19 protein-coding genes are annotated in these 19,509 nt (G+C 68.9%); 15 read left to right on the plus strand and 4 right to left on the minus strand.

All coding sequences use genetic code 11. The annotated features are described in order from the left end of the window. The first annotated feature begins 3 nt into the window (after positions 1-3). Positions 4-3,051 carry an InlB B-repeat-containing protein gene (locus tag ACYVGN_RS10605; RefSeq protein WP_460790677.1) on the plus strand — a complete coding sequence of 1,016 codons (3,048 nt, stop codon included), beginning with the start codon at positions 4-6 and terminating at the stop codon, positions 3,049-3,051. A gap of 183 nt (positions 3,052-3,234) precedes the next feature. Here ACYVGN_RS10605 and ACYVGN_RS10610 read toward each other — a convergent pair whose 3' ends face one another. After that, the gene (locus tag ACYVGN_RS10610) at positions 3,235-3,477 is read right to left on the minus strand and encodes a hypothetical protein (protein ID WP_460790679.1); all 243 of its coding nucleotides are present in this window, start codon (positions 3,475-3,477) and stop codon (positions 3,235-3,237) included. Positions 3,478-3,571: 94 nt separating this feature from the next. Between ACYVGN_RS10610 and ACYVGN_RS10615 the strand changes: the two genes are divergently transcribed. Continuing rightward, positions 3,572-4,162, plus strand: coding sequence for a TetR/AcrR family transcriptional regulator (locus tag ACYVGN_RS10615; RefSeq protein WP_460790681.1), 591 nt, complete (start codon positions 3,572-3,574; stop codon positions 4,160-4,162). On the opposite strand, the gene ACYVGN_RS10620 is transcribed toward ACYVGN_RS10615, so the two are convergent. Beyond that, positions 4,149-5,285 (minus strand): FAD-dependent oxidoreductase, encoded by a 1,137-nt coding sequence (locus tag ACYVGN_RS10620; RefSeq protein ID WP_460790683.1) that lies wholly within the window; start codon positions 5,283-5,285, stop codon positions 4,149-4,151. The genes ACYVGN_RS10615 and ACYVGN_RS10620 overlap by 14 nt on opposite strands. Positions 5,286-5,373: 88 nt before the next feature. On the opposite strand from ACYVGN_RS10620, the gene ACYVGN_RS10625 reads away from it, so the two are divergent. The 5 genes from ACYVGN_RS10625 to ACYVGN_RS10645 all read left to right on the plus strand — a co-directional run bounded on the left by ACYVGN_RS10625 (position 5,374) and on the right by ACYVGN_RS10645 (position 11,049). Continuing rightward, entirely contained in the window at positions 5,374-6,327 is a 954-nt protein-coding gene (locus ACYVGN_RS10625) for a LysR family transcriptional regulator (RefSeq protein WP_460790684.1), read from the plus strand. 119 nt (positions 6,328-6,446) lie between these two features. Further along, entirely contained in the window at positions 6,447-7,430 is a 984-nt protein-coding gene (locus ACYVGN_RS10630; RefSeq protein WP_460790685.1) for a putative oxygenase MesX, read from the plus strand. 25 nt (positions 7,431-7,455) lie between these two features. Continuing rightward, on the plus strand, positions 7,456-8,487 hold the full coding sequence (locus tag ACYVGN_RS10635; RefSeq protein ID WP_460790687.1) for a methionine synthase: 1,032 nt from the start codon (positions 7,456-7,458) through the stop codon (positions 8,485-8,487). A gap of 70 nt (positions 8,488-8,557) precedes the next feature. Further along, positions 8,558-9,742, plus strand: coding sequence for a MalY/PatB family protein (locus ACYVGN_RS10640; RefSeq protein WP_460790689.1), 1,185 nt, complete (start codon positions 8,558-8,560; stop codon positions 9,740-9,742). Next, positions 9,739-11,049: an O-acetylhomoserine aminocarboxypropyltransferase/cysteine synthase family protein gene (locus ACYVGN_RS10645; RefSeq protein WP_460790691.1), complete on the plus strand. Its 1,311-nt coding sequence runs from the start codon at positions 9,739-9,741 to the stop codon at positions 11,047-11,049. Before ACYVGN_RS10640 ends, ACYVGN_RS10645 begins: the two co-directional genes overlap by 4 nt. A gap of 326 nt (positions 11,050-11,375) precedes the next feature. On the opposite strand, the gene ACYVGN_RS10650 is transcribed toward ACYVGN_RS10645, so the two are convergent. After that, a complete protein-coding gene (locus ACYVGN_RS10650) occupies positions 11,376-11,726 on the minus strand; it encodes a DsrE family protein (RefSeq protein WP_016463911.1) in 351 nt (116 codons plus the stop codon). Continuing rightward, positions 11,726-12,019: a metal-sensitive transcriptional regulator gene (locus ACYVGN_RS10655; protein WP_016463910.1), complete on the minus strand. Its 294-nt coding sequence runs from the start codon at positions 12,017-12,019 to the stop codon at positions 11,726-11,728. The genes ACYVGN_RS10650 and ACYVGN_RS10655 overlap by 1 nt, the downstream gene beginning before the upstream one ends. A 296-nt stretch (positions 12,020-12,315) precedes the next feature. Here ACYVGN_RS10655 and trxA point away from each other — a divergent pair, with 296 nt between their 5' ends. The 8 genes from trxA to ACYVGN_RS10695 all read left to right on the plus strand — a co-directional run bounded on the left by trxA (position 12,316) and on the right by ACYVGN_RS10695 (position 18,916). Next, a complete protein-coding gene (gene trxA / locus ACYVGN_RS10660; protein WP_016463909.1) occupies positions 12,316-12,684 on the plus strand; it encodes a thioredoxin in 369 nt (122 codons plus the stop codon). Positions 12,685-12,826: 142 nt separating this feature from the next. Beyond that, complete coding sequence (locus ACYVGN_RS10665) at positions 12,827-14,242, plus strand: MBL fold metallo-hydrolase (protein WP_016463908.1); 1,416 nt, start codon at positions 12,827-12,829, stop codon at positions 14,240-14,242. A gap of 23 nt (positions 14,243-14,265) precedes the next feature. Then, positions 14,266-15,036 (plus strand): sulfite exporter TauE/SafE family protein, encoded by a 771-nt coding sequence (locus tag ACYVGN_RS10670; RefSeq protein WP_460790693.1) that lies wholly within the window; start codon positions 14,266-14,268, stop codon positions 15,034-15,036. Positions 15,037-15,053: 17 nt separating this feature from the next. Next, positions 15,054-15,575 (plus strand): DUF4395 family protein, encoded by a 522-nt coding sequence (locus tag ACYVGN_RS10675; RefSeq protein WP_036282995.1) that lies wholly within the window; start codon positions 15,054-15,056, stop codon positions 15,573-15,575. Positions 15,576-15,598: 23 nt separating this feature from the next. Further along, positions 15,599-15,970, plus strand: a complete 372-nt coding sequence (locus ACYVGN_RS10680; RefSeq protein ID WP_016463905.1) for a rhodanese-like domain-containing protein — start codon at positions 15,599-15,601, stop codon at positions 15,968-15,970. 190 nt (positions 15,971-16,160) lie between these two features. After that, complete coding sequence (locus ACYVGN_RS10685) at positions 16,161-16,718, plus strand: recombinase family protein (protein ID WP_460790695.1); 558 nt, start codon at positions 16,161-16,163, stop codon at positions 16,716-16,718. 6 nt (positions 16,719-16,724) lie between these two features. After that, positions 16,725-18,107 carry a transposase gene (locus tag ACYVGN_RS10690; protein ID WP_460790697.1) on the plus strand — a complete coding sequence of 461 codons (1,383 nt, stop codon included), beginning with the start codon at positions 16,725-16,727 and terminating at the stop codon, positions 18,105-18,107. Beyond that, a complete protein-coding gene (locus tag ACYVGN_RS10695; protein ID WP_016463902.1) occupies positions 18,107-18,916 on the plus strand; it encodes an AAA family ATPase in 810 nt (269 codons plus the stop codon). The genes ACYVGN_RS10690 and ACYVGN_RS10695 overlap by 1 nt, the downstream gene beginning before the upstream one ends. Positions 18,917-19,509 lie beyond the last annotated feature (593 nt).

Here is a 19,509-nt window from a genome sequence, read left to right on the forward strand (position 1 = left end):
GCGGTGATCGGCTCGCTCTCGGGCCTCCCCGCGCACGCCGCAGCCGGTCCCGAGGCCCCCGCCCCCACCGCGGAGCCGACGGCCGACACCACCGCGCCGGTGCTGTCCCCCGTCGAAGTCCCCGCCACCGCCGAGCTGAACGAGCAGTTCGTCCTGCCCGCGGCCACCGCCACCGACGACTCGGGCGAGACGCCCACGGTCGTCGTGACGGCGACCGGCCCGGACGGGGTCGACGCGCGGCTCTACGAGAACGAGGACGGCGCGTTCCCCCTCACGCCGCAGGCCGCCGGCACGTACGTCGTGACCTACGCCGCGATGGACTCCGCGGACAACCTCGCCCAGGAGACCTACGAGCTCACGGTCGACGCGCCCGCTCCCGCCGCGACGTCGACCGAGGCGGAGCCGCAGGCCTCCGACGCGATCGAGTTCCCCGCCGACGAGCCCGGCACGCTGTCGTTCGCGGCGCTCGGCGACATCCACAACGAGTGGGACGACCTCGACGAGGCCTTCGACTTCTGGCACGAGCAGGATCTGGACGCCGCGCTGTTCGTCGGCGACCTGACCAACAACGCCACCGCCGCGGAGTACCAGGGCCTGCGCGCGTCGCTCGACCGCAGCCAGGGCGACATGCCCGTCATCGCGTCGCTGGGCAACCACGACGTGGGCTCGAACCTGTCGGGCTACCGCCTGTTCGAGTCGACGCTCGGCCAGGCGCCGAACGCCGACTACGTGATGAACGGCTACCACTTCATCACCGTGAGCCCCGGCTCCGGACCGCTGAACGAGGAGACGATGTACCCCTCGAACAGCAACGGAAGCGACTACGCCTACGCGGCCGACTGGCTCGAGACCCGCCTCGCCGCCGCGGTCGCCGAGAACCCGACGCTGCCGATCTTCGTGCTGGTGCACTCGCCGCTGCGCTGCACCCACTACGTGTCGACCGAGTGGTACGGCTCGGGCCTCGCGGCGGGCTGCGGCGAGGGCTTCGAGTCGCTGTTCGAGCAGTACCCGCAGGCGGTCGTCTGGAGCGGTCACATCCACACCCCGAACCACATCTCGACGTCGATCTGGCAGGGCGTCGAGGGCGCGGGCGGCTTCACGACGGTGAACGCGCCGCCGCTGGCCTACTACGAGTTCGAGCGCGGCGTCGCCAACACCAACCCGTACAGCAAGGTCGTCAGCGACAGCACCCCGGATGACGGCGGCGACAACCGCGAGACCGCGGTGGTCGAGGTCGAGGGATCGCGCGTCACGATCAAGAGCTACGACTTCCTGTCGGGCGCCTGGGAGGACCAGGTCTGGACGTGGGATGTCGCGGACAGCGTGGACGAGTCCCTCGCGTTCGAGCAGCGCTTCCCGCTCGGCGACGCCCGCGCCGACCGGACGTCGGCGCCCGTGTGGCCCGAGGGCGCGTCGGTCGAGGTGACCGACATCATCCCGACCGAGGCGATGGTGACGTTCCCGCAGGCCGAGGTCGCGCCGAACGAGGTGGGCGACATCGTCCACAAGTACCGCTACCGCGTGACCGACACCGAGACCGGCCAGGTCGTGAACACGTTCACCCAGTGGTCCGGCTTCTACAAGATCCCGATGCCGGCGACGCGCAACCACATCATCTGGAACATGCAGCCGGGCCGCGAGTACCAGGTGGCCGTCACGCCGATCAACACATGGGGCAAGGAGGGCGAGGCGATCTCGACCACCTTCACGACCAACGGCTACGACGTGCGCCTCTCGACCGCCGGTGCCGGCGAGGCGACCTCCGACCTCGCCGACGCGATGCCCGGCGAGACCGTGAGCCTCACCGCGACGCCCGCCGAGGGCGAGATCTTCCTCGGCTGGGACGTGCTCGAGGGCGATGTCGAGATCGTCGACGGCACCTTCACGATGCCCGCGTCGCACGTGTCGATCAAGGCGGTCTTCACCGGATCGTCCGGTTCGACCGAGACGCACACCGTCACCACGCAGGTGCGCGGCGGCGGCACCGTCACGGCGATCCCCGGCGAGGCGACGGCGGGCCGGCTCGTGAAGCTCGAGCACCAGGCCGAGCCGGACGAGAAGCTGTGGGGCTGGGAGATCGCGGTCGAGGGCCTCGACGTGCCGGTGGGCACCATCCCGGTGTCGCGCAACGACAAGTTCGAGATGCCCGAGCGCGACGTCACGGTGACCGGCGTGTTCGGCCGCCCCGGCGACTACGCCATCGTCTACGACGGCAACGGCGCGACCGGCGGCGAGACCCCCATGAGCGAGCTGTCGGAGAAGCACACCGGCACGCTCACGCCCAACGGCTTCGAGCGGACCTACCACCGCTTCGCCGGCTGGAACACCGAGGCCGACGGCTCGGGCCGGAGCTTCGCCGACGGCGCGGACGTCACGGGCCTGGCGCAGGCCCAGACCACCATCACGCTCTACGCCCAGTGGGACAGCCTGCTGGACGAGCTGGTGGACGAGTCGTTCGACGGCCTCGCCGGATCGCTCAAGCCGGGCATCCAGCACAACCCCGGCGTGGTCGGCTGGACGCAGCAGGGACCTGCGGGCTGGTCGGTGACGAACGCCGCGACCATGGGCACGGGCGGCATGCAGGACCTGCGCGGCTGGACGTTCGTGACGCCGGACTTCTGGCTGCAGGACATCCAGGGCCGTGACCAGTTCACCAAGGGCACCGGCGTGTTCGCGGTCGCCGACGGCGACGAGTGGAACGACGCCGCGGGCGCCGGTCGCATCGACACGACGCTGAACGCCCCCGCGCTCACCCTGCCCGAGACGGCGGCCCAGGTGCGCGTGCAGTGGGACAACAGCTACCGACAGGAGGCCGACCAGACCGCGGAGGCGTTCATCGAGTTCGACTCGGGCGAGCGCGTCACGCTCGCCAAGTGGGGTGCCGGCTCGCCCGAGATGGCCGACATCGACAGCCACCGCGACCACGTCGTGGACGTGCCCGCGGGCGCCACCTCGGCCACGGTGAAGTTCCGCTACACGGCGGGCAACAACTGGTGGTGGGCGATCGACGACGTCGAGATCGACGCGATCCTGACGGAGCCGGCCGCCTGATCCGGCCGGCCTGATCCCGGGGCGGCCCGAGGTTCTCCGGAACCTCGGGCCGCTCGGCGTCGTGCGGGGGCCTCGGCGGCTGCGCCGACATCACATCCCGCCGCCCACATCGCACCCGGATGCGGGTGAGCTCACCGCGGATGTGACCTCGGCGGGGCCGAGGCGGTCTCGGCGCGGGACGCGCTACGCGCGCTCGGCGCGACGGCGGGCGAGCGCCATCCAGGCCCGCATGAGCCGGGGTACGACGAGGTAGACCGCGAGCGGGACGACGACGAGGGTGAGGACGAACGCCCGCAGGATGGGCGACCAGTCGGCCGAGAACGGGGCGATGGCGTAGAAGCCGAGCGTCACGAGCGGGAAGATCGCGAGCCACGTGATGACCGCGCGGACGTGGACCGAGGGCGGGGCGGCAGGGGTCTGGGACACGGGAGGGATCCTTTCCAACTGATTGGTTGGAGATAGTGAAGCACGCTCCGCGGCCATTTGCAACCATCCAGTTGGAGTTGGGTACACTCGCCCCATGGCGTGGAACACCGAGGAGACCAAGCGCCGACTGCTCGCCGCCGCGGTCGATGAGTTCAGCGCACACGGGCTCTCGGGCGCGCGGGTCGATCGGATCGCGGGCGCCGCGGGAGTGAACAAGGAGCGGATCTACGCCTACTTCGGCGGCAAGGACGACCTCTTCGGCGCGGTCCTCGCGCACGAGCTCGCGGCCGTGATCGACGCCGTCCCCATCCGGGGCGAGGGCCCCGACGCGATCATCGGGTACGCGGGCCGCGTGTTCGACTACCACCAGGCCCGCCCGCAGCTGTCACGGCTCCTCGCATGGGAGGGCCTCGAGCGCGGCGCCCCCGTCGCGATCGAGGCGCGCGCCGCGGCGACCGCGCGCAAGGTCGCGCAGGTGCGCCACGCGCTGCCGCAGCTGGACGACCGCGCCGCGGCCGACCTGCTGCTGTCGATCGTCACCCTCGCCGACGGATGGCAGGTCTTCCGCTCGGTCGAGCACCTCTACGCGGGCGACGCCGCGGGCACCCCCGAGCGCGCGGCCCGGCGGCGCGAGGTCGTGGTCGCGAGCGTGCGCGCGATCGTGGAGTCGCTCACCAGCCCTTGACGGCGCCCCCGAAACGGTCGGCCGCGAACGCCGGGATCGGCTCGGCGTCGGGATCGGTCACGAAGTCGGCGAGCACGCGTCCGATCGCCGGCGTGAACTTCGCGCCCTGGCCCGAGAACCCGGCGCCGAGGATGATCGGGCCGCGGCGATCCAGGACGAAGGCCTCGTCGGGCGTGGTCGTGTACGTGCAGCTCACGGCCGCGAAGCGATCGGGGTCCGTGCCGACGAGGTACTCGCGGGCGTAGCGGCGCAGGTGCTCCATCATCTTCGGCTCGTACTCGTAGGAGCGGTCGTCCGGGTCGACGTGCGGGCCGACCGCGTGCCATCCGGCCTTGACACCCTCGCCGGGCGTGAGCATTCCGTAGATGTTGGAGTGCCAGTAGTCGTACTGCGGATCTCCGAGCGCGCGCACGTGGTTGAAGCTCGGCCAGTCGGCCTCGTGGTCGGTCACGGAGAAGTGGGCCGGCTGCTCCTGGGTGACGATCAGGCGCGGGTACGACACGAGGCCGCCGACGATCTTGTCCGTCCAGCCGCCGACCGTGACGATCACCTGTTCGGCGAGGTAGGTCTCGCCCTCCGTCACGACCTCGACCGCGCCCCCGGACGTCTCGCCGATGCGCAGAACGCGTGCGCCGTGCGCCACCCGGCCGCCGCGCTCCACGGTGACCGCCTGGAACGCGGCGATCGCCCGCTCGGGGTTCAGGCGCCCGCCGTCGGGCATGTAGAGCACCTTGGTGTCGAACGCGATGCCGCGCCAGCGCTCGCGCGCCTCGTCGACGGCGAGCCACTCCGCGGCGATGCCGTGCGCTCGCAGGATGTCGGCGTGGTCGTCGGGCACGCCCTTGCCGTGGTTGGTCTGGCCGACCAGGTCCAGGATGTCCGCGCCCGACTCCGACTCGAGCTCGCGCCACAGCCGCCCGGCCTCGGTCACGAGCTCGAGGTAGTGGGGCTGGGTGTACCCGACGTTGAAGTTGCGGGTGGCCCCGTGCGAGGCGCCGTGGTGGTGCAGCTGCTCGAAGCGCTCGAGCAGCAGGGCCTCGCGTCCGCGCCGCGCCAGCTGCCACGCCGCCGCGGACCCCATCAGTCCCCCGCCGATCACCACCGTCTCGATGCGCTCCGCCACGGCCCCAGGATGCCACGGGCGCGGCGGCCCTCGAGTCTCGGGTGAACGGAGGGCCATGGGCTCGCAGGGACTCGGATAGCCTGCGACCATGGCACGGGACGGCGCCGGGGCGACGAGCGGCATCACCCTGCAGCAGCTGCGGTACTTCGTCGAGGTCGCCGCCGAGGGGTCCATCAGCGCGGCCGCCGACCTGCTGTACGTCTCGCAGCCCACGATGTCCGCCGCCATGAAGGACCTCGAACGCCGCGTCGGGCACAGCCTCTTCACCCGCTCAGCCCGCGGCGTGACCCTCACCGAGGACGGCACCGAGTTCCTCCGCTACGCCCGCCAGGTCGTCGAGCAGGCGGAGCTCCTCGAGCAGCGCTACTTCGAACGTCCGCCCTCGCGCCGCCTGCTCGCCGTCTCGGCCCAGCACTACTCGTTCGTCGTCGACGCGTTCGTCCGGATGGTGAAGGCCTCGGGCGCGGCGGAGTACGCGTTCACACTCCGCGAGACCCGCACGTGGGACATCATCGAGGACGTCCGCACGCTCCGCAGCGAGCTCGGCGTGCTGTACCGGAACGACTTCAACCGGAACGTCATCGACAAGCTGCTGCGCGAGTCCGGCCTCGGCTTCACGCCTCTGTTCCTCGCCACGCCGCACATCTTCGTCGCGCGGACGAATCCGCTCGCCGCCCGCGCGAGCGTCACGCTCGACGACCTGGAGGACGTGCCGCGCCTCACGTTCGACCAGGGGACGAACAACTCCTTCTACTTCGCCGAGGAGATCCTCTCCACCCGGTCGTCGAAGCAGGACATCCGGGTGAGCGACCGGGCCACGATCTTCAACCTCATGATCGGCCTCGGCGGCTACACGATCTCGACCGGCATCATCTCCGACGACCTGGACCCGTCGATCGTCGCCGTCCCGCTCGACGTCGACGAGCGCATCGAGATCGGATGGATCGGTCACAGCTCGATCCCCCTCACGGGTCAGGCGGAGCGCTTCGTCGCCGAGATGCGCGCCGTCGTCGCGGAGTTCGGCGTCGAACTTTACGCATAGTGTCCGACTATGTCTCTTTCTTAAGCATCCGAATGGGGCTATAGCCGGGCGCCGTGCCTAGGCTGACGACCGCGCGGGCATCCTGCCCGCCGTTCATCGTCAGGAATCGAGGCGGCCACATGGGCACCGAGTTCACCTTCGACATCAGCACGACCCGCTTCGACGAGGACTACGCGCCGTCGGCCGGCTCCCGCGCGACCACGAACTTCGCGAACCTCGCCCGGGGCGAGGGCCGCCGGCAGAATCTCCAGGGCGCGCTGAAGATGATCGACGACCGCTTCAACGACCTCGCGGATCAGGGCAACCCGAACCGTGACCGCTACGGCGTGGAGCTCGACATCGTCTCGGTGGACCTGCACGTGGAGGCCGACGACTCCGGCGTGGGCGTGCCGCTGATCGAGATGCTCGACGTCCAGATCGTGGACCGGGCGACCGGCGATCGGATCCCGGGCATCACCGGGAACAACTTCTCCTCGTACGTGCGGGACTACGACTTCAGCGTGCTGCTCCCGGCCCACAGCGCGAACCAGTCCGGCCTTCCGCACGGCTTCGGAGAGCTGCACGGGAAGCTCTTCCGGCACTTCGTCGAGTCGGCCGCGTATCGCGAGCGATTCGCGCAGCCGCCGGTGGTCTGCATCAGCGTCTCGACCAGCAAGACGTACCGCCGCATCGGCGAGCGGCATCCGGTGCTCGGCGTCGAGTACGAGCAGAGCGACTACTCGCTGACCGATCGCTACTTCGCGAAGATGGGGCTCCAGGTCCGGTACTTCATGCCGCGCGGCTCGGTCGCGCCGCTCGCCTTCTACTTCGAGGGCGACCTGCTCGAGGACCATTCCGACCTGGCGCTGATCGGCACCATCAGCACGATGGAGGCGTTCCAGAAGATCTACCGCCCGGAGATCTACAACGCCCACTCCCCCGCGGGCGAGGTGTACCAGCCGAGCCTGGAGAACCCGCACTACTCGCCGACGGACATCGCCTACGACCGCGAGGAGCGCAGCCGTCTGGCGCTCACGCAGGGGAAGTTCATCGCGGAGCACTTCCTGAAGCCCCACCAGACGCTGCTCGAGCAGTGGGCGGCCGCCCCGGCGCTCGCCCTCTGACCGGACGAACCCCGGAGGACCACCGATGAACCCGCTTCTGCCCACCTCGATCGTCGGCAGCCTGCCCAAGCCCGCCTGGCTCGCGGAGCCCGAGAAGCTCTGGTCGCCCTGGCGTCTCGAGGGCGCGGAGCTGGCCGAGGGCAAGCGCGACGCGCTGAGCCTCGCAGCCGACGAGCAGCTCCGCTCCGGGCTCGACATCGTCAGCGACGGCGAGCAGACCCGCCAGCACTTCGTCACCACGTTCATCGAGCACCTCAGCGGTGTCGACTTCGCGCAGCGCGAGACGGTGCGGATCCGCAACCGCTACGACGCGAGCGTGCCGACGGTCGTCGGCGCGGTGAGCCGCGAGCGGCCGGTGTTCGTCGAGGACGCCAAGGCCCTCCGGGCGCAGACCGACCGGCCCATCAAGTGGGCCCTCCCCGGGCCCATGACGATGATCGACACCCTCTACGACCGGCACTACGGCAGCCGCGAGGAGCTCGCGTGGGAGTTCGCGGGCATCCTCAACCAGGAGGCCAGGGAGCTCGAGGCGGCGGGCGTCGACATCATCCAGTTCGACGAGCCGGCCTTCAACGTCTTCTTCGACGACGTGCGGGACTGGGGCGTGGCGGCCCTCGAGCGCGCCGCGGAGGGGCTGCGCAGCGAGACCGTGGTGCACATCTGCTACGGCTACGGCATCAAGGCCAACAACGACTGGAAGGCGACGCTCGGGTCCGAGTGGCGCCAGTACGAGGAGTCGTTCCCGCTGCTGCAGCAGTCGGCGATCGACATGGTGTCGCTGGAGTGTCACGGCTCGCACGTGCCGGTCGAGCTGATCGAGCTCCTGCGCGGCAAGAAGGTGATGGTCGGCGCCGTCGACGTCGCGGGCGACGCGATCGAGACCCCCGAGGAGGTCGCCGCCACCCTGCGGCGCGTGCTCCCGTTCGTCGACGCGGACAAGCTGTACCCCAGCACGAACTGCGGCATGGCGCCCCTGTCCCGGCACGTGGCGCGCGGCAAGATGGCGGCGCTCGCGGCGGGTGCCGAGATCGTCCGGGCGGAGCTCTCGGGGAGCTGACACGGCGGGACATGACGGATCATGACCTCGGCAGGGGCCCGGTCGCATCCTGCTCCGTAGGCTCACCCTCGTGACCCGATGTCCGCACCCCTTCGACTCCCGCACCCGGCTGCGCCTGGACCGGCCGGAGAGCCGCAAGTGGAGCCTGCACCCCGGGCGGATCGGCGCGTGGGTGGCGGAGATGGACTTCGGCATCGCGCCTCCCGTCGCCGAGGCGCTGCATCGGGCGGTCGAGGACGAGAACCTCGGCTACCTCTCGCCGCCCCTCGCGGCTGAGCTCGGCGAGGCAACGTCCGAGTGGATGGCCGCCGAGTACGGATGGGCGGTGGATCCCGAGCGGGTGCATCCGGTCTCCGACGTGATGGCCGCGCTCGGCGTCGCGGTGTCCGAGTACGCGCCCGCCGGCTCGCCCGTGATCGTGCCGACCCCGGCGTACATGCCGTTCCTGACCTACCTGCCCGCGATCGGGCATCCGGTCGTGGAGGTGCCCGGCATCTGGACGGACGGCCGCTGGGGCCACGACCTGCAGCGGATCGACGAGGCGTTCGCCGCCGGCGCGCGCACGCTCATCCTGTGCAACCCGCACAACCCCACGGGAGCGGTGATCGACCGGGAGGAGCTCGAGGCGATCGCCGCGATCGTGGACCGGCACGGCGGGCGGGTGTTCGCCGACGAGATCCACGCGCCGTTGCGCTACGACGGCATCCCGTTCACGCCGTACGCGTCGCTGTCCGACGTCACCGCCGCGCACACCATCACCGGCACCAGCGCGTCGAAGGCCTGGAACATCCCGGGACTGAAGACCGCGCAGCTGATCACGTCCAATGACGCGGACCAGGCCGTCTACCGCCGGTTCGGATTCGCCGTGCAGCACGGCGCCGCCTCGCTCGGCGTCGTCGCCTCCACCGCCGCGTACCGGCACGGCAAGCCGTGGCTCGACGACGTGCTGACCTACCTCGACGGCAACCGGCAGGCCCTCAGCGACCTGGTGGCCGACCACCTGCCCGGCGCCGTGTACCGGGCTCCGGAGGCGACCTACATCGGCTGGATCGACGTGAGCGAGCTGGAGCTCCCCGGCGCCCCCGCCGAGTTCTTCCGCCAGCAGGCCGGCGTCGTCCTCACCGAGGGGCGGCTCCTCGGCCGCGGATACGAGGACTTCGTCCGCATCGTCTTCGCCACGCCGCGCCCCATCCTCACCGAAGCCCTGCAGGCGATGGGCGACGCGGCGCTCGGCCGGAACGGAGAGACAGCATGACAGGCACCACGACCACCGGAGCGCAGGATGGCTACGCGTTCGAGACCCGGCAGATCCACGCCGGCGAGCTGATCGACGCCGAGGCGTTCGCGCGGATCACCCCCGTGTACCAGACCGCGGGCTACCTATTCGAGAGCTTCGACGACGGCGTCGAGCGGTTCGCGGGGCGCAGCACGCGCCGCGCGTACTCCCGCAGCGACAACCCCACCAACCTCGTCGCGGCCCGGCGGATCGCCGACCTGGAGGGCGGGGTCGACGCGATCCTCGTGGCGAGCGGCCAGGCTGCGATCGCCGCGGCCCTGTTCGCCCTCGCGTCGGCGGGCGACCACATCCTCACCACCAAGAACCTGTACGAGGGCACGCGCGAGATGTTCCGCGGCGCGCTGCGCCGCCAGGGGCTCGAGTTCGAGGCGGTCGAGGCCACCGCGTCCGTGGACGAGTGGCTCGCGCGGGTGCGGCCGAACACCAAGGCGATATACACCGAGTCCATCCCGAACCCGCTGGGCGAGGTGACCGACCTCGCCAGGCTCGCCGAGGCGGCCGACCGCGCCGGCGTTCCCCTCGTCGTCGACAACACCGTGGCGACCCCCTACCTGAACCGGCCCTTCGAGTGGGGCGCGCACATCGTCATCCACTCGACGTCGAAGTGGCTCGCGGGCCACGGATCCGTCATCGGCGGCGCGGTCGTCGACGGCGGCCGGTTCGACTGGGCGGCGCACGCCGACCGGTTCCCGCAGCTGGCCCGCGGCGGCTCGTACGGGGAGCGGTCGTTCGTGGAGCGCTTCGGCGCCGGTGCGTACGGCGCCTACCTGCGCTCGGTGATCGTCCTCGAATACGGCCCGACCGTTCCGCCGACCAGCACCTTCCTGCTCCTGCACGGCATCGAGACGCTCTCGCTGCGGATGGAGCGCCACGTGCACAACGCGCAGCTGGTCGCCGAGGCCCTGCAGGGTCACCCCGCGCTCGCCGCCGTGCACTACCCGGGGCTCCCCGACAGCCCGCACCACGCCCTCGCGCAGAAGTACCTGCCGGATGGAGCCGGATCCATCGTGTCGATCGATCTGGCGGGCGGCCGCGACGCGGCCCGTACGTTCCTCGACGGCCTCACGCTCGTCAGCCAGATGACCCACATCGGCGACGTCCGCAGCCTCGCGATCCACACGGGCAGCACCATCCATGCCAAGCTCACGGAGGCCGAGCGCCTCGACCTCGGCATCACCCCCGGGCTCGTCCGCCTCTCGATCGGCCTCGAGAAGGCCGACGACATCATCGGCGACCTGAGGCGGGCGCTCGACGCTGTCGGGTAGCCCTACTGTATGCTCCGCGCGTATTGGCACGGCGCCCCGGGGCTTGCGCGGCAGTTGGCCGCCTTTCGCCACCCGATCTGTTCGCAGAAGATTGTGAATAACAGCGCTCCGTGGCGGCGTTCTGACTTCGCTACGTGACGTGTCTACAGCAGCTCGGTTCTCGCAGGGCTCAGGTCGGGGCTGGGCCGCCTTGCTGGAGGGATGCTCGTCGGTGGGACTTCAGAGTTTTGCGCAGAAATGTCGCTCTCGGACTAATTGCCATCACGCAGAAGAGGTCACAGCTGCGATACCGGTGCGTGCGGATGGCGTGACAGGTGCTGGATGCATCACAGTCGTACGTAGGCGGCGCCTGCCCATTGTTGTTGAGCGAGGTAGCCCACGGCCGCGGCAACGGTTGACACCCCCTCGAGCAAAGAATCAGCGTCCACGTCTTCTCGGCTCATGCTGTTCTGACACGCCAGCACCTGTACGCCCGCACTGCGGATCGTTGCGACGAGATCGTCTCGATAGGCACCGTCCGCGACCAGGCCCCGCACCGCGCCGCCCTGGACGACGAGCTGCACGATGCCGTCGGGACTGAGATCGTCAACGGCGTTTCGGGCAACGCGCAGCGCGGCGGTGAGAACCGCGGCGTCCTCGGCGAAGACGTGGATGACGAGCGTGTTTCGCGTGGTCATCAGGCGAGGGAGAGGAAGAGCTTTTCCAGCTCGTCGGGGTTGGTGACGTTATCCGCCTCCGGCGTGGTCATGCAGTCGCGAAGAGCGGTGGAGATGACGAGGAAGCCGGCCCGATCCAGAGCTTTAGAGACGGCGGAGAGCTGCTGAACGACGTCGCGGCAGTGAGCGTCGTTTTCAACGGCGCCGATCACCGCGGCGAGCTGTCCTTGCGCACGCTTCAGACGGTTGAGCACCTTTCGCTTCGCCTCCTGATCGTGCAGCAGCGAGTCAGGGCCTTGCGGGTCACTGCCCATGAGCGGTTCCTTCCGTCGAGTTGACAACAACTATACCCCCCGGGGTATCCTGGGCGTCCAGGTTCAGATATACCCCCTGGGGTATCACCGGAAAGGGAGAGAACATGTGTCGAGCTACGAAGTGCCGGACCTGTGGGAAGACGACGTGGGCGGGCTGCGGCCAGCACGTGTCTTCGGTACGCGCGTCGGTGCCCGCGTCGCAGTGGTGCAATGGCAACCACACGCGCGGTGAGGTGCAGGCTGCACAGTCGAAGCAGGGCGGGTTCTTCTCGCGCCTGTTCGGGCGGTGACCGACGATGGCCACCACTGAGCTCACGAACGAGACCTTCGGCCCGGCCGTCCAGGCAGACGGGATCGTCCTCATCGACTTCTGGGCGGCCTGGTGCGGCCCGTGCCGCTCGTTCGCTCCGGTATTCGAGGCGGCGTCGGAGAAGCACCCCGACATCGTGTTCGCGAAAGTGGACACCGAAGCGGAAGCTGAGTTGTCCTCGGCTCACCGCATCACCTCGATCCCGACGCTGATGGTGATCCGCGATGGCGTGCTGGTGTACAAGCAGCCCGGTGCTCTGCCTGCCCCGCAGCTCGAGCAACTGATCACCAAAGCCCGCGAGCTGGACATGGATGATGTCCGCCGCCAGATCGCGGCTGCCGAGACGGCTGCCTGACCGTGTGCGCTCAAATCACCTGCCCCTCCTGCGGCAAGCCCACGTGGGCCGGCTGCGGCCAACACATCGACGACGCCCTCGCCGACGTTCCCGAAGACCAGCGCTGCACCTGCGCGCACTGACCCCGCGAAAGCAGATCCCCGTGCTCCTCGAACGCTTGTATGACGACGACCTCGCGCACGCCAGCTACCTGATCGGTTGCCAGCGGAACGGTGAAGCGATTGTGGTCGATCCCCGCCGCGACGTGCAGGTCTATCTCGACCTCGCCGCGAAGCATGGCATGACCATCACTGCCGTCACCGAGACTCACATCCACGCCGACTACCTCTCCGGCACCCGCGAACTCGCTGCCCGCACGGGAGCGACGATGTACGTCTCCGCCGAGGGCGGGCCCGACTGGCAGTACGGTTCCGGATTCGATGACGCCACCCGGATGGTGCACGGTCAGCGCATCACCCTCGGCAACATCGCCCTCGAAGCAGTGCACACCCCCGGCCACACCCCCGAGCACCTTTCCTTCCTCGTCACCGATGGAGCCGCCACCTCCGACCCGGGCTACTTCCTCAGCGGCGACTTCGTCTTCGTCGGCGACATCGGCCGCCCCGACCTGCTGGATGAAGCCGCCGGCGGTATCGACACCCGCTTCCAGGGCGCGCGCGATCTGTTCGCCAGCCTTCGCGACCGTTTCCTCACCCTCCCGGACTACGTCCAGGTGCTCCCCGCACACGGGTCCGGCTCGGCCTGCGGCAAGGCCCTCGGCGCTGTCCCCACCTCCACGGTCGGATACGAGCGACGCTTTGCCTGGTGGGCACCGTACCTGGCCGCCGGCGACGAGCAGGGCTTCATCAACTCCCTCCTCGATGATCAACCTGATGCGCACGCCTACTTCGCCCGGATGAAGCGGCAGAACCGCACCGGGCCCGCTCTGCTGGGCAAGCTCGCACCGCTGCCGCAAATCGACGCCTCCGACCTGTCCGCTGCGCTGGAGGAAGACAGCGTCATCCTCATCGACACCCGCCACCACGCGCAGGTACACCAGGGCACCGTGCCCGGCGCGCTCAACGTCCCCGGCGAAGCGAAAGCCGCCAGCTACGCCGCCTGGGTCTACGACCCTGAGACGGAAACACGCCCCCTCGTCATTCTGGCCGACTCGACTGACGCGGCCGGGCGGTTCCGCGACCACCTGCTGCGGGTGGGGATCGACGCTGTCCACGGCTTCACCGACACCCTCGACGGACTGCGGCTCGTTCAGCCGAAGACCATCGCCCCCACGGACATCGACCAGGTGGAGCACGCCCTCCTGCTCGATGTGCGCAACCGCACCGAATACAACGCGGGACACATCCCCGGTGCCGCCCAACTCTCCGGCGGTCGCGCTCTCTGGCACACCGATGAGCTCCCCAGCTCGGGCGTCATCCTCACTTACTGCCAGAGCGGCGTCCGCAACAGCGTCGTCGCCAGCGCCCTGCGTCGAGCCGGTCACGACGTCATCGAGATCGACGGCAGCTACCGCGCCTGGCTCGCCGCAACGGCGCAGCCCGCCGCGAACGCCGCCTGACCCCTCGAGGAGCCCGACTGACCTTGCCCATCATCACCGCGATGATCCTCGCGACCGTGGTCGGCGTCGCGCTCGGGCTCCTCGGCGGAGGCGGCTCAATCCTCGCCGTCCCCGTCCTCACCCTGATATTGGGCATGGGAACGCGAGAGGCGATCGCGTCTTCTCTCTTCGTGGTCGCAGTGACCAGCGCCATCGCCGTCCTGATACGCGCGCGAACGGGGACCGTGAAATGGGGGGTCGGTGTCGCGTTCGGGGCGACAGGGATGCTCGGCGGGCTCGGCGGTGCATCTCTGGGGCGGTTCGTGCCCGACGTCCTTCTCGCCGTGCTCTTCAGCGGCATCATGATCGCCACAGCACTCGCAATGATCCGCGGCCGTCGCACACCCGCCCCACCCGAGCGACCTCGCGCGCGCAGCTCTCATGTCCTGCGCGTCGTGATCATGGGGGTGTCTGTGGGGTTCCTCACGGGGCTGCTCGGGGCGGGAGGTGGTTTCCTCATCGTCCCCGCGCTGCTGATCTTCGGTCTGCCCATCGCCGCGGCCACCAGCACATCACTCCTCGTCATCGCACTGAACTCCACCGCAGGACTCGCCGCACAGGTGTTCGCCACCGCGATCCCATGGGAAACCGTTCTTCCTTTCACCGCCTTCGCCGTTGTCGGCTCCGTCGCCGGGATGCTGCTCGCCAGAAAGTTGTCCGCCCCCACGCTCCGCAAAAGCTTCGGCTTCTTCGTCCTGGGCGTGGGCATCATCATGCTCACAGCGACGATCCTGCGCCTCGCACCTCTTCTATGACCCTCCGGGAATCGCTCATGTCCGTCACCCCCGCTGTCGTCCTCCCGCGCGTTGGTGCCCTCATCGAGGGCTACCAGGGGCCTGTCATCGATGAACGTGCGGTCCGGATCGCGGCCGGTCTCCTGCTGACGCTCGGACTTCTCGCCGCCACCGCCGCACTCGCGTTCGGGACGACTCGCCCGCTGCAGATGTTCGGAATGTTCTTCCTGCTCGACATGCTGACCCGTCTCCTCGTCAGTGATCGGTTGTCGATCACCCTGGCGTTGGGACGACTCGCGAGCCGCTCCCACTTCCCGCGCTGGGTCGGCGCCCCGCAGAAGGCCTTCGCGTGGTGGCTAGCCGTCGGCATCGCCACAGTCTCATGCGTCGCGCTGGGCTCCGGCGCTATCCCCCTCCAGGGGGTACTCGCCCTGTGCGGTGTCTGCTTCATCCTCCTAGCCCTGGAAGCGATCTTCGGCTGGTGCGCGGGCTGCCACCTCCACCGCCGTCTCAGCCGACACCCCACACATCACTGCGCCGACCGCTCCTGCAACCTCTAACCCCAAACCCCCGAAAGGACCCCATGCGTCGCTTCGCCCTCGTTACAGTCACCGCACTCGTCGCCGCCTTCGCGCTCACGAGTTGCACCGCGCCGACCACCGCCCAACCTGCGGTTAGCTCGGATGCGATCGTCATCGACGTCCGCACACCCGCCGAACACGCCGAAGGGCATCTCGATGGGGCACTCCTGCTCGACGTCACCGCCGGCGAGCTGCAAACGGCAATCCCTGACCTGGACCCCCACGCCGACTACGTCGTCTACTGCCGTTCAGGTCAACGCGCCGCAGCCGCCGTCGACCTCATGGAGGACGCAGGCTTCACCCAAGTACGCAACCTCGGCTCGCTCGCAGACGCCGCAGCCGCGACGGGGCTACCGGTCGTTCAGACCGACTGAACCCTTCACCCACGCTCCAACAGCGGAGGATCGGCGCGCGCCTCAAAAACCAGTAGCTTTCTGAGACGCCGGACCAAGTGGCCCTCGACAGCGCCCCTTTGCCCGAAATCTCGGGCCGCGCGTCGTCTCAGAAAGGCGTCTCGCCATAATTCGTCTCAGCAGGGGTCATAAAGGGTGTTTCCGAGTCAGAATGGACGCGCAGCTGCAGCTCGACGCGCTCGTTGCTGCCGGGGTGCAAAAGCGCGACGTCTTCGCGGATGTCACCTCGGGGAGCAAGACCGCGATCGAGCGGACCGGGATGAAGAAGCTCCTCGAGTACGCCGAAGACGGCGACACCGTCGTCGTCTGGCGAGTCGACCGCCTCGGCCGCTCCCTGATCGACGTGCTGAACACCGTGAATCTGCTGCGCGAGCGCGGCGTGCAGGTGCGGTCGATCTCGGATGGCATCGATCCGTCGACGTCGACGGGCCGGCTGATGTTGAACATGTTGGCCACGCTCGCGGAGTACGAGCGGGAGCTCATCGTCGAACGGGTCAACGCCGGCATCGCAGCCGCCCGAGCGAACGGGACCCGGTTTGGCCGGCCTCTGTCGGACCCGGTCGTGATCGCGGACAAGCTCGCGATTGCCGCGGATGCGCGAGCGCGCGGCCGCACCGCCGAGGACGCCGCTCGTCTCGTCGGGTGGAGTCGCGCGACGCTCTACCGCCATCAGCAGGTCCATGCGGCCCGCGAGAGCGCAGCGATGTAGCGGCTCATGGACGGCCTCGAGCGGTGGCGGATCCTCCGACTTCACGTCGAAGATCAGGTCCCCCTCGCGGCCCTCGCCCGCGAGAGCGGCATCGGCACGCGGACGCTCCAACGCTGGCATCAGCTCTACGAGAAACACGGGCTCGCAGGACTCGACGACACCGCACGAAGAGACAAGGGCAGCCGACGCACTGACCCCGCAACCGTCGCCGCCATCGAGCGGCTCGCCCTGACCCGGCCTCGTCCGTCAATCGCGACGCTGCATCGACTCATCGTCGAAGAGTGCCTACGCGAGAGTAGGCCGGCGCCGAGCTACGCGACCGTCCGAGAAATCGTGCAGGCCCTCGACCCCGCACTCGTCACCCTCGCGTTGGAGGGTCCCGCGTCCTACCGCGATCGTCACGAGCTGGTGTTCCGCCGTCGCGCACAACGGCCGAACCAGATCTGGCAGGCCGACCATACCGAACTCGACATCCTCATCATCGGCGCGAACGGGAAGCCCGACCGGCCCTGGCTGACAACCGTCATGGATGATCACTCCCGCGCGATCTGCGGATACATGGTCTTCACCGGAGCGCCCTCGTCACTGAACACCGCGCTCGCGTTGCGGCAGGCGATCTGGCGAAAGACCGACCCCGCGTGGGCGATGTGCGGAATCCCCGATGTGCTGCACGTCGACCACGGCTCCGACTTCACCAGCCACCACCTCGAACGCACCGCCATCGAGCTGCACCTACGGCTCATCTTCTCGACCGTCGGCAGGCCCCAGGGGCGCGGCAAAATCGAGCGATTCTTCGGCACCATCAACACCGAAGTCCTCCCAACCCTCCCCGGCCACCTCGGCCCCGGGAACCGCAACCCGCAGCCCGTGCTCGACCTCCCGGGCCTGGACCGAGCGATCGGCGCCTTCATCACGACCTACAACCAGCGCACCCATCAGGCGCTCGGCATCTCCCCACGCGACGCATGGGTCGCGGACGGCTGGATACCCCGCATGCCCGACACCCTCAACGAGCTCGACGGCCTGCTGCTCACCGTGCCCACGCATCGGACCGTGCAACGAGACGGCATCCACTTCCAAGGCCAGCGCTATCTCGCGCCCACCCTCGCACCGTTCGTCGGACACGCAGTCACCATCCGCTACGACCCCCGCGACCTCTCCGAGATCCGCGTCTACGACCACGGCACCTTCATCTGCGTCGCCGTCGACGAAGCCCACCCCAACACCCGCCTCAGCCTCCGAGACATCGAAGCCGCCCGCCGCGCCCGCCGCCACGAACTCCGCCGCACCATCAACGACCGCATCCCCACCATCGCCCACCGCGAAGAACCCCACCTCGCGGACTCGACCCCGCCCAAGAAACGACTCCGCACCTACGAGGAGGAGTGATGACCCAGAGCTTCATCGTCACGAAGGAACACCGCCGCTTCACCGAGTTCGCGAACGCGGTGAAGAAGGAACGCACCATCGGCATCTGCCACGGTGACGCTGGAGTCGGAAAGACCAACTCCGCCCGCCGCTACGCCAACTGGGACACCCTCCAGCCTTTCATCACCGCGTGGGGCCCGAGGAGCGAGGACGACGCGAAACACTACGCGCTCGCGCATCGCTCCCGCACCGTGTTCTACACACCCGAGGTCCTCCCGCGACCCAGAGACCTCATGGGAGACATCAGCAGATGGCGTGTCAAAGTCGGCATCTGTATCGACGAGCACCTCCGCACCATCGGGAAAGTCACCGGAGTGAACACCGCCGACACCACACGGTGGGTCGAACTGCTCATCGTCGACGAAGCCGAGCGCCTCACGCCCACCGCGCTCGAGCTGCTTCGCGACGAACACGACCGTACCCATCTCGCGATCATCTTGATCGGCATGCCCGGCATCGACCAACGCTTCCGCCACTACCCCCAGCTCTACAGCCGCCTCGGGTTCTCCCACCGCTACCGCGCCCTTGGCCGAGACGAACTCCTCTTCGTCCTCGACCGACACTGGACACGCCTCGGACGCACCCTCAACCCAGACGACTTCACCGACGCCCAAGCCGTCGCCGCCATCGAACGCATCACCCGCGGAAACTTCCGCCTCCTCGAGCGCTTGTTCCCCCAGATCAACCGCATCCTCAAGATCAACGAACTCGAGACAATCACCGACGACGTCGTCGAAGCCGCCGCCAGCGTACTCGTCATCGGGAGCTGACCGGCGCCACCGAACGATCACAGAACACCGCCATCAAGCGAGCAACTCCACAGCAGAAGATGGCACTTTCTACGCGCACCCGAGGCCGCGCCCTCATTGTAGACGGCGGGGACTCCGGACGCCCGTTAGGGCCCGGCCTACGGGGCGCTGTCGCTCAGTTCCTCAAGTGGCGCGTAGTACGCATCCAGATCGAAGGCGAGCGCGGTACCCAGCTTCGAGAGAGCTCGGTACAACCGCGTAGCGAACCAGATGAGCTACTGACGTTCGGGCGCATGCGTGAGTCCGGCCGTCTGATCGAACGCTCCGCCGCGCACCGCTAAGCCGAGATCGAGGGAGATCGGAGCTGCATCCGCGGGCTCTGAGCTGCGGGGCCCTCGCGACCGAGGCAGCGAGAGGAGCTCTCAGCTACTCGTAACCCTCTCGCAAACGCAGAGGGCATAGCCTCACTCACGAGAGCGGCACCCGCAGGGTCTGCTCCAGCGTCGGATGTCGCTCCTCATGGGAACGTTTCGCACGACGTTTTGGGGCTCATCGCATTTGAGCGTGTAGCTGAGGTCTGAAGCCTCCGGCTTCGAGGAGACTGCGGGCGATGT

Source organism: Microbacterium lacusdiani (assembly GCF_054779895.1).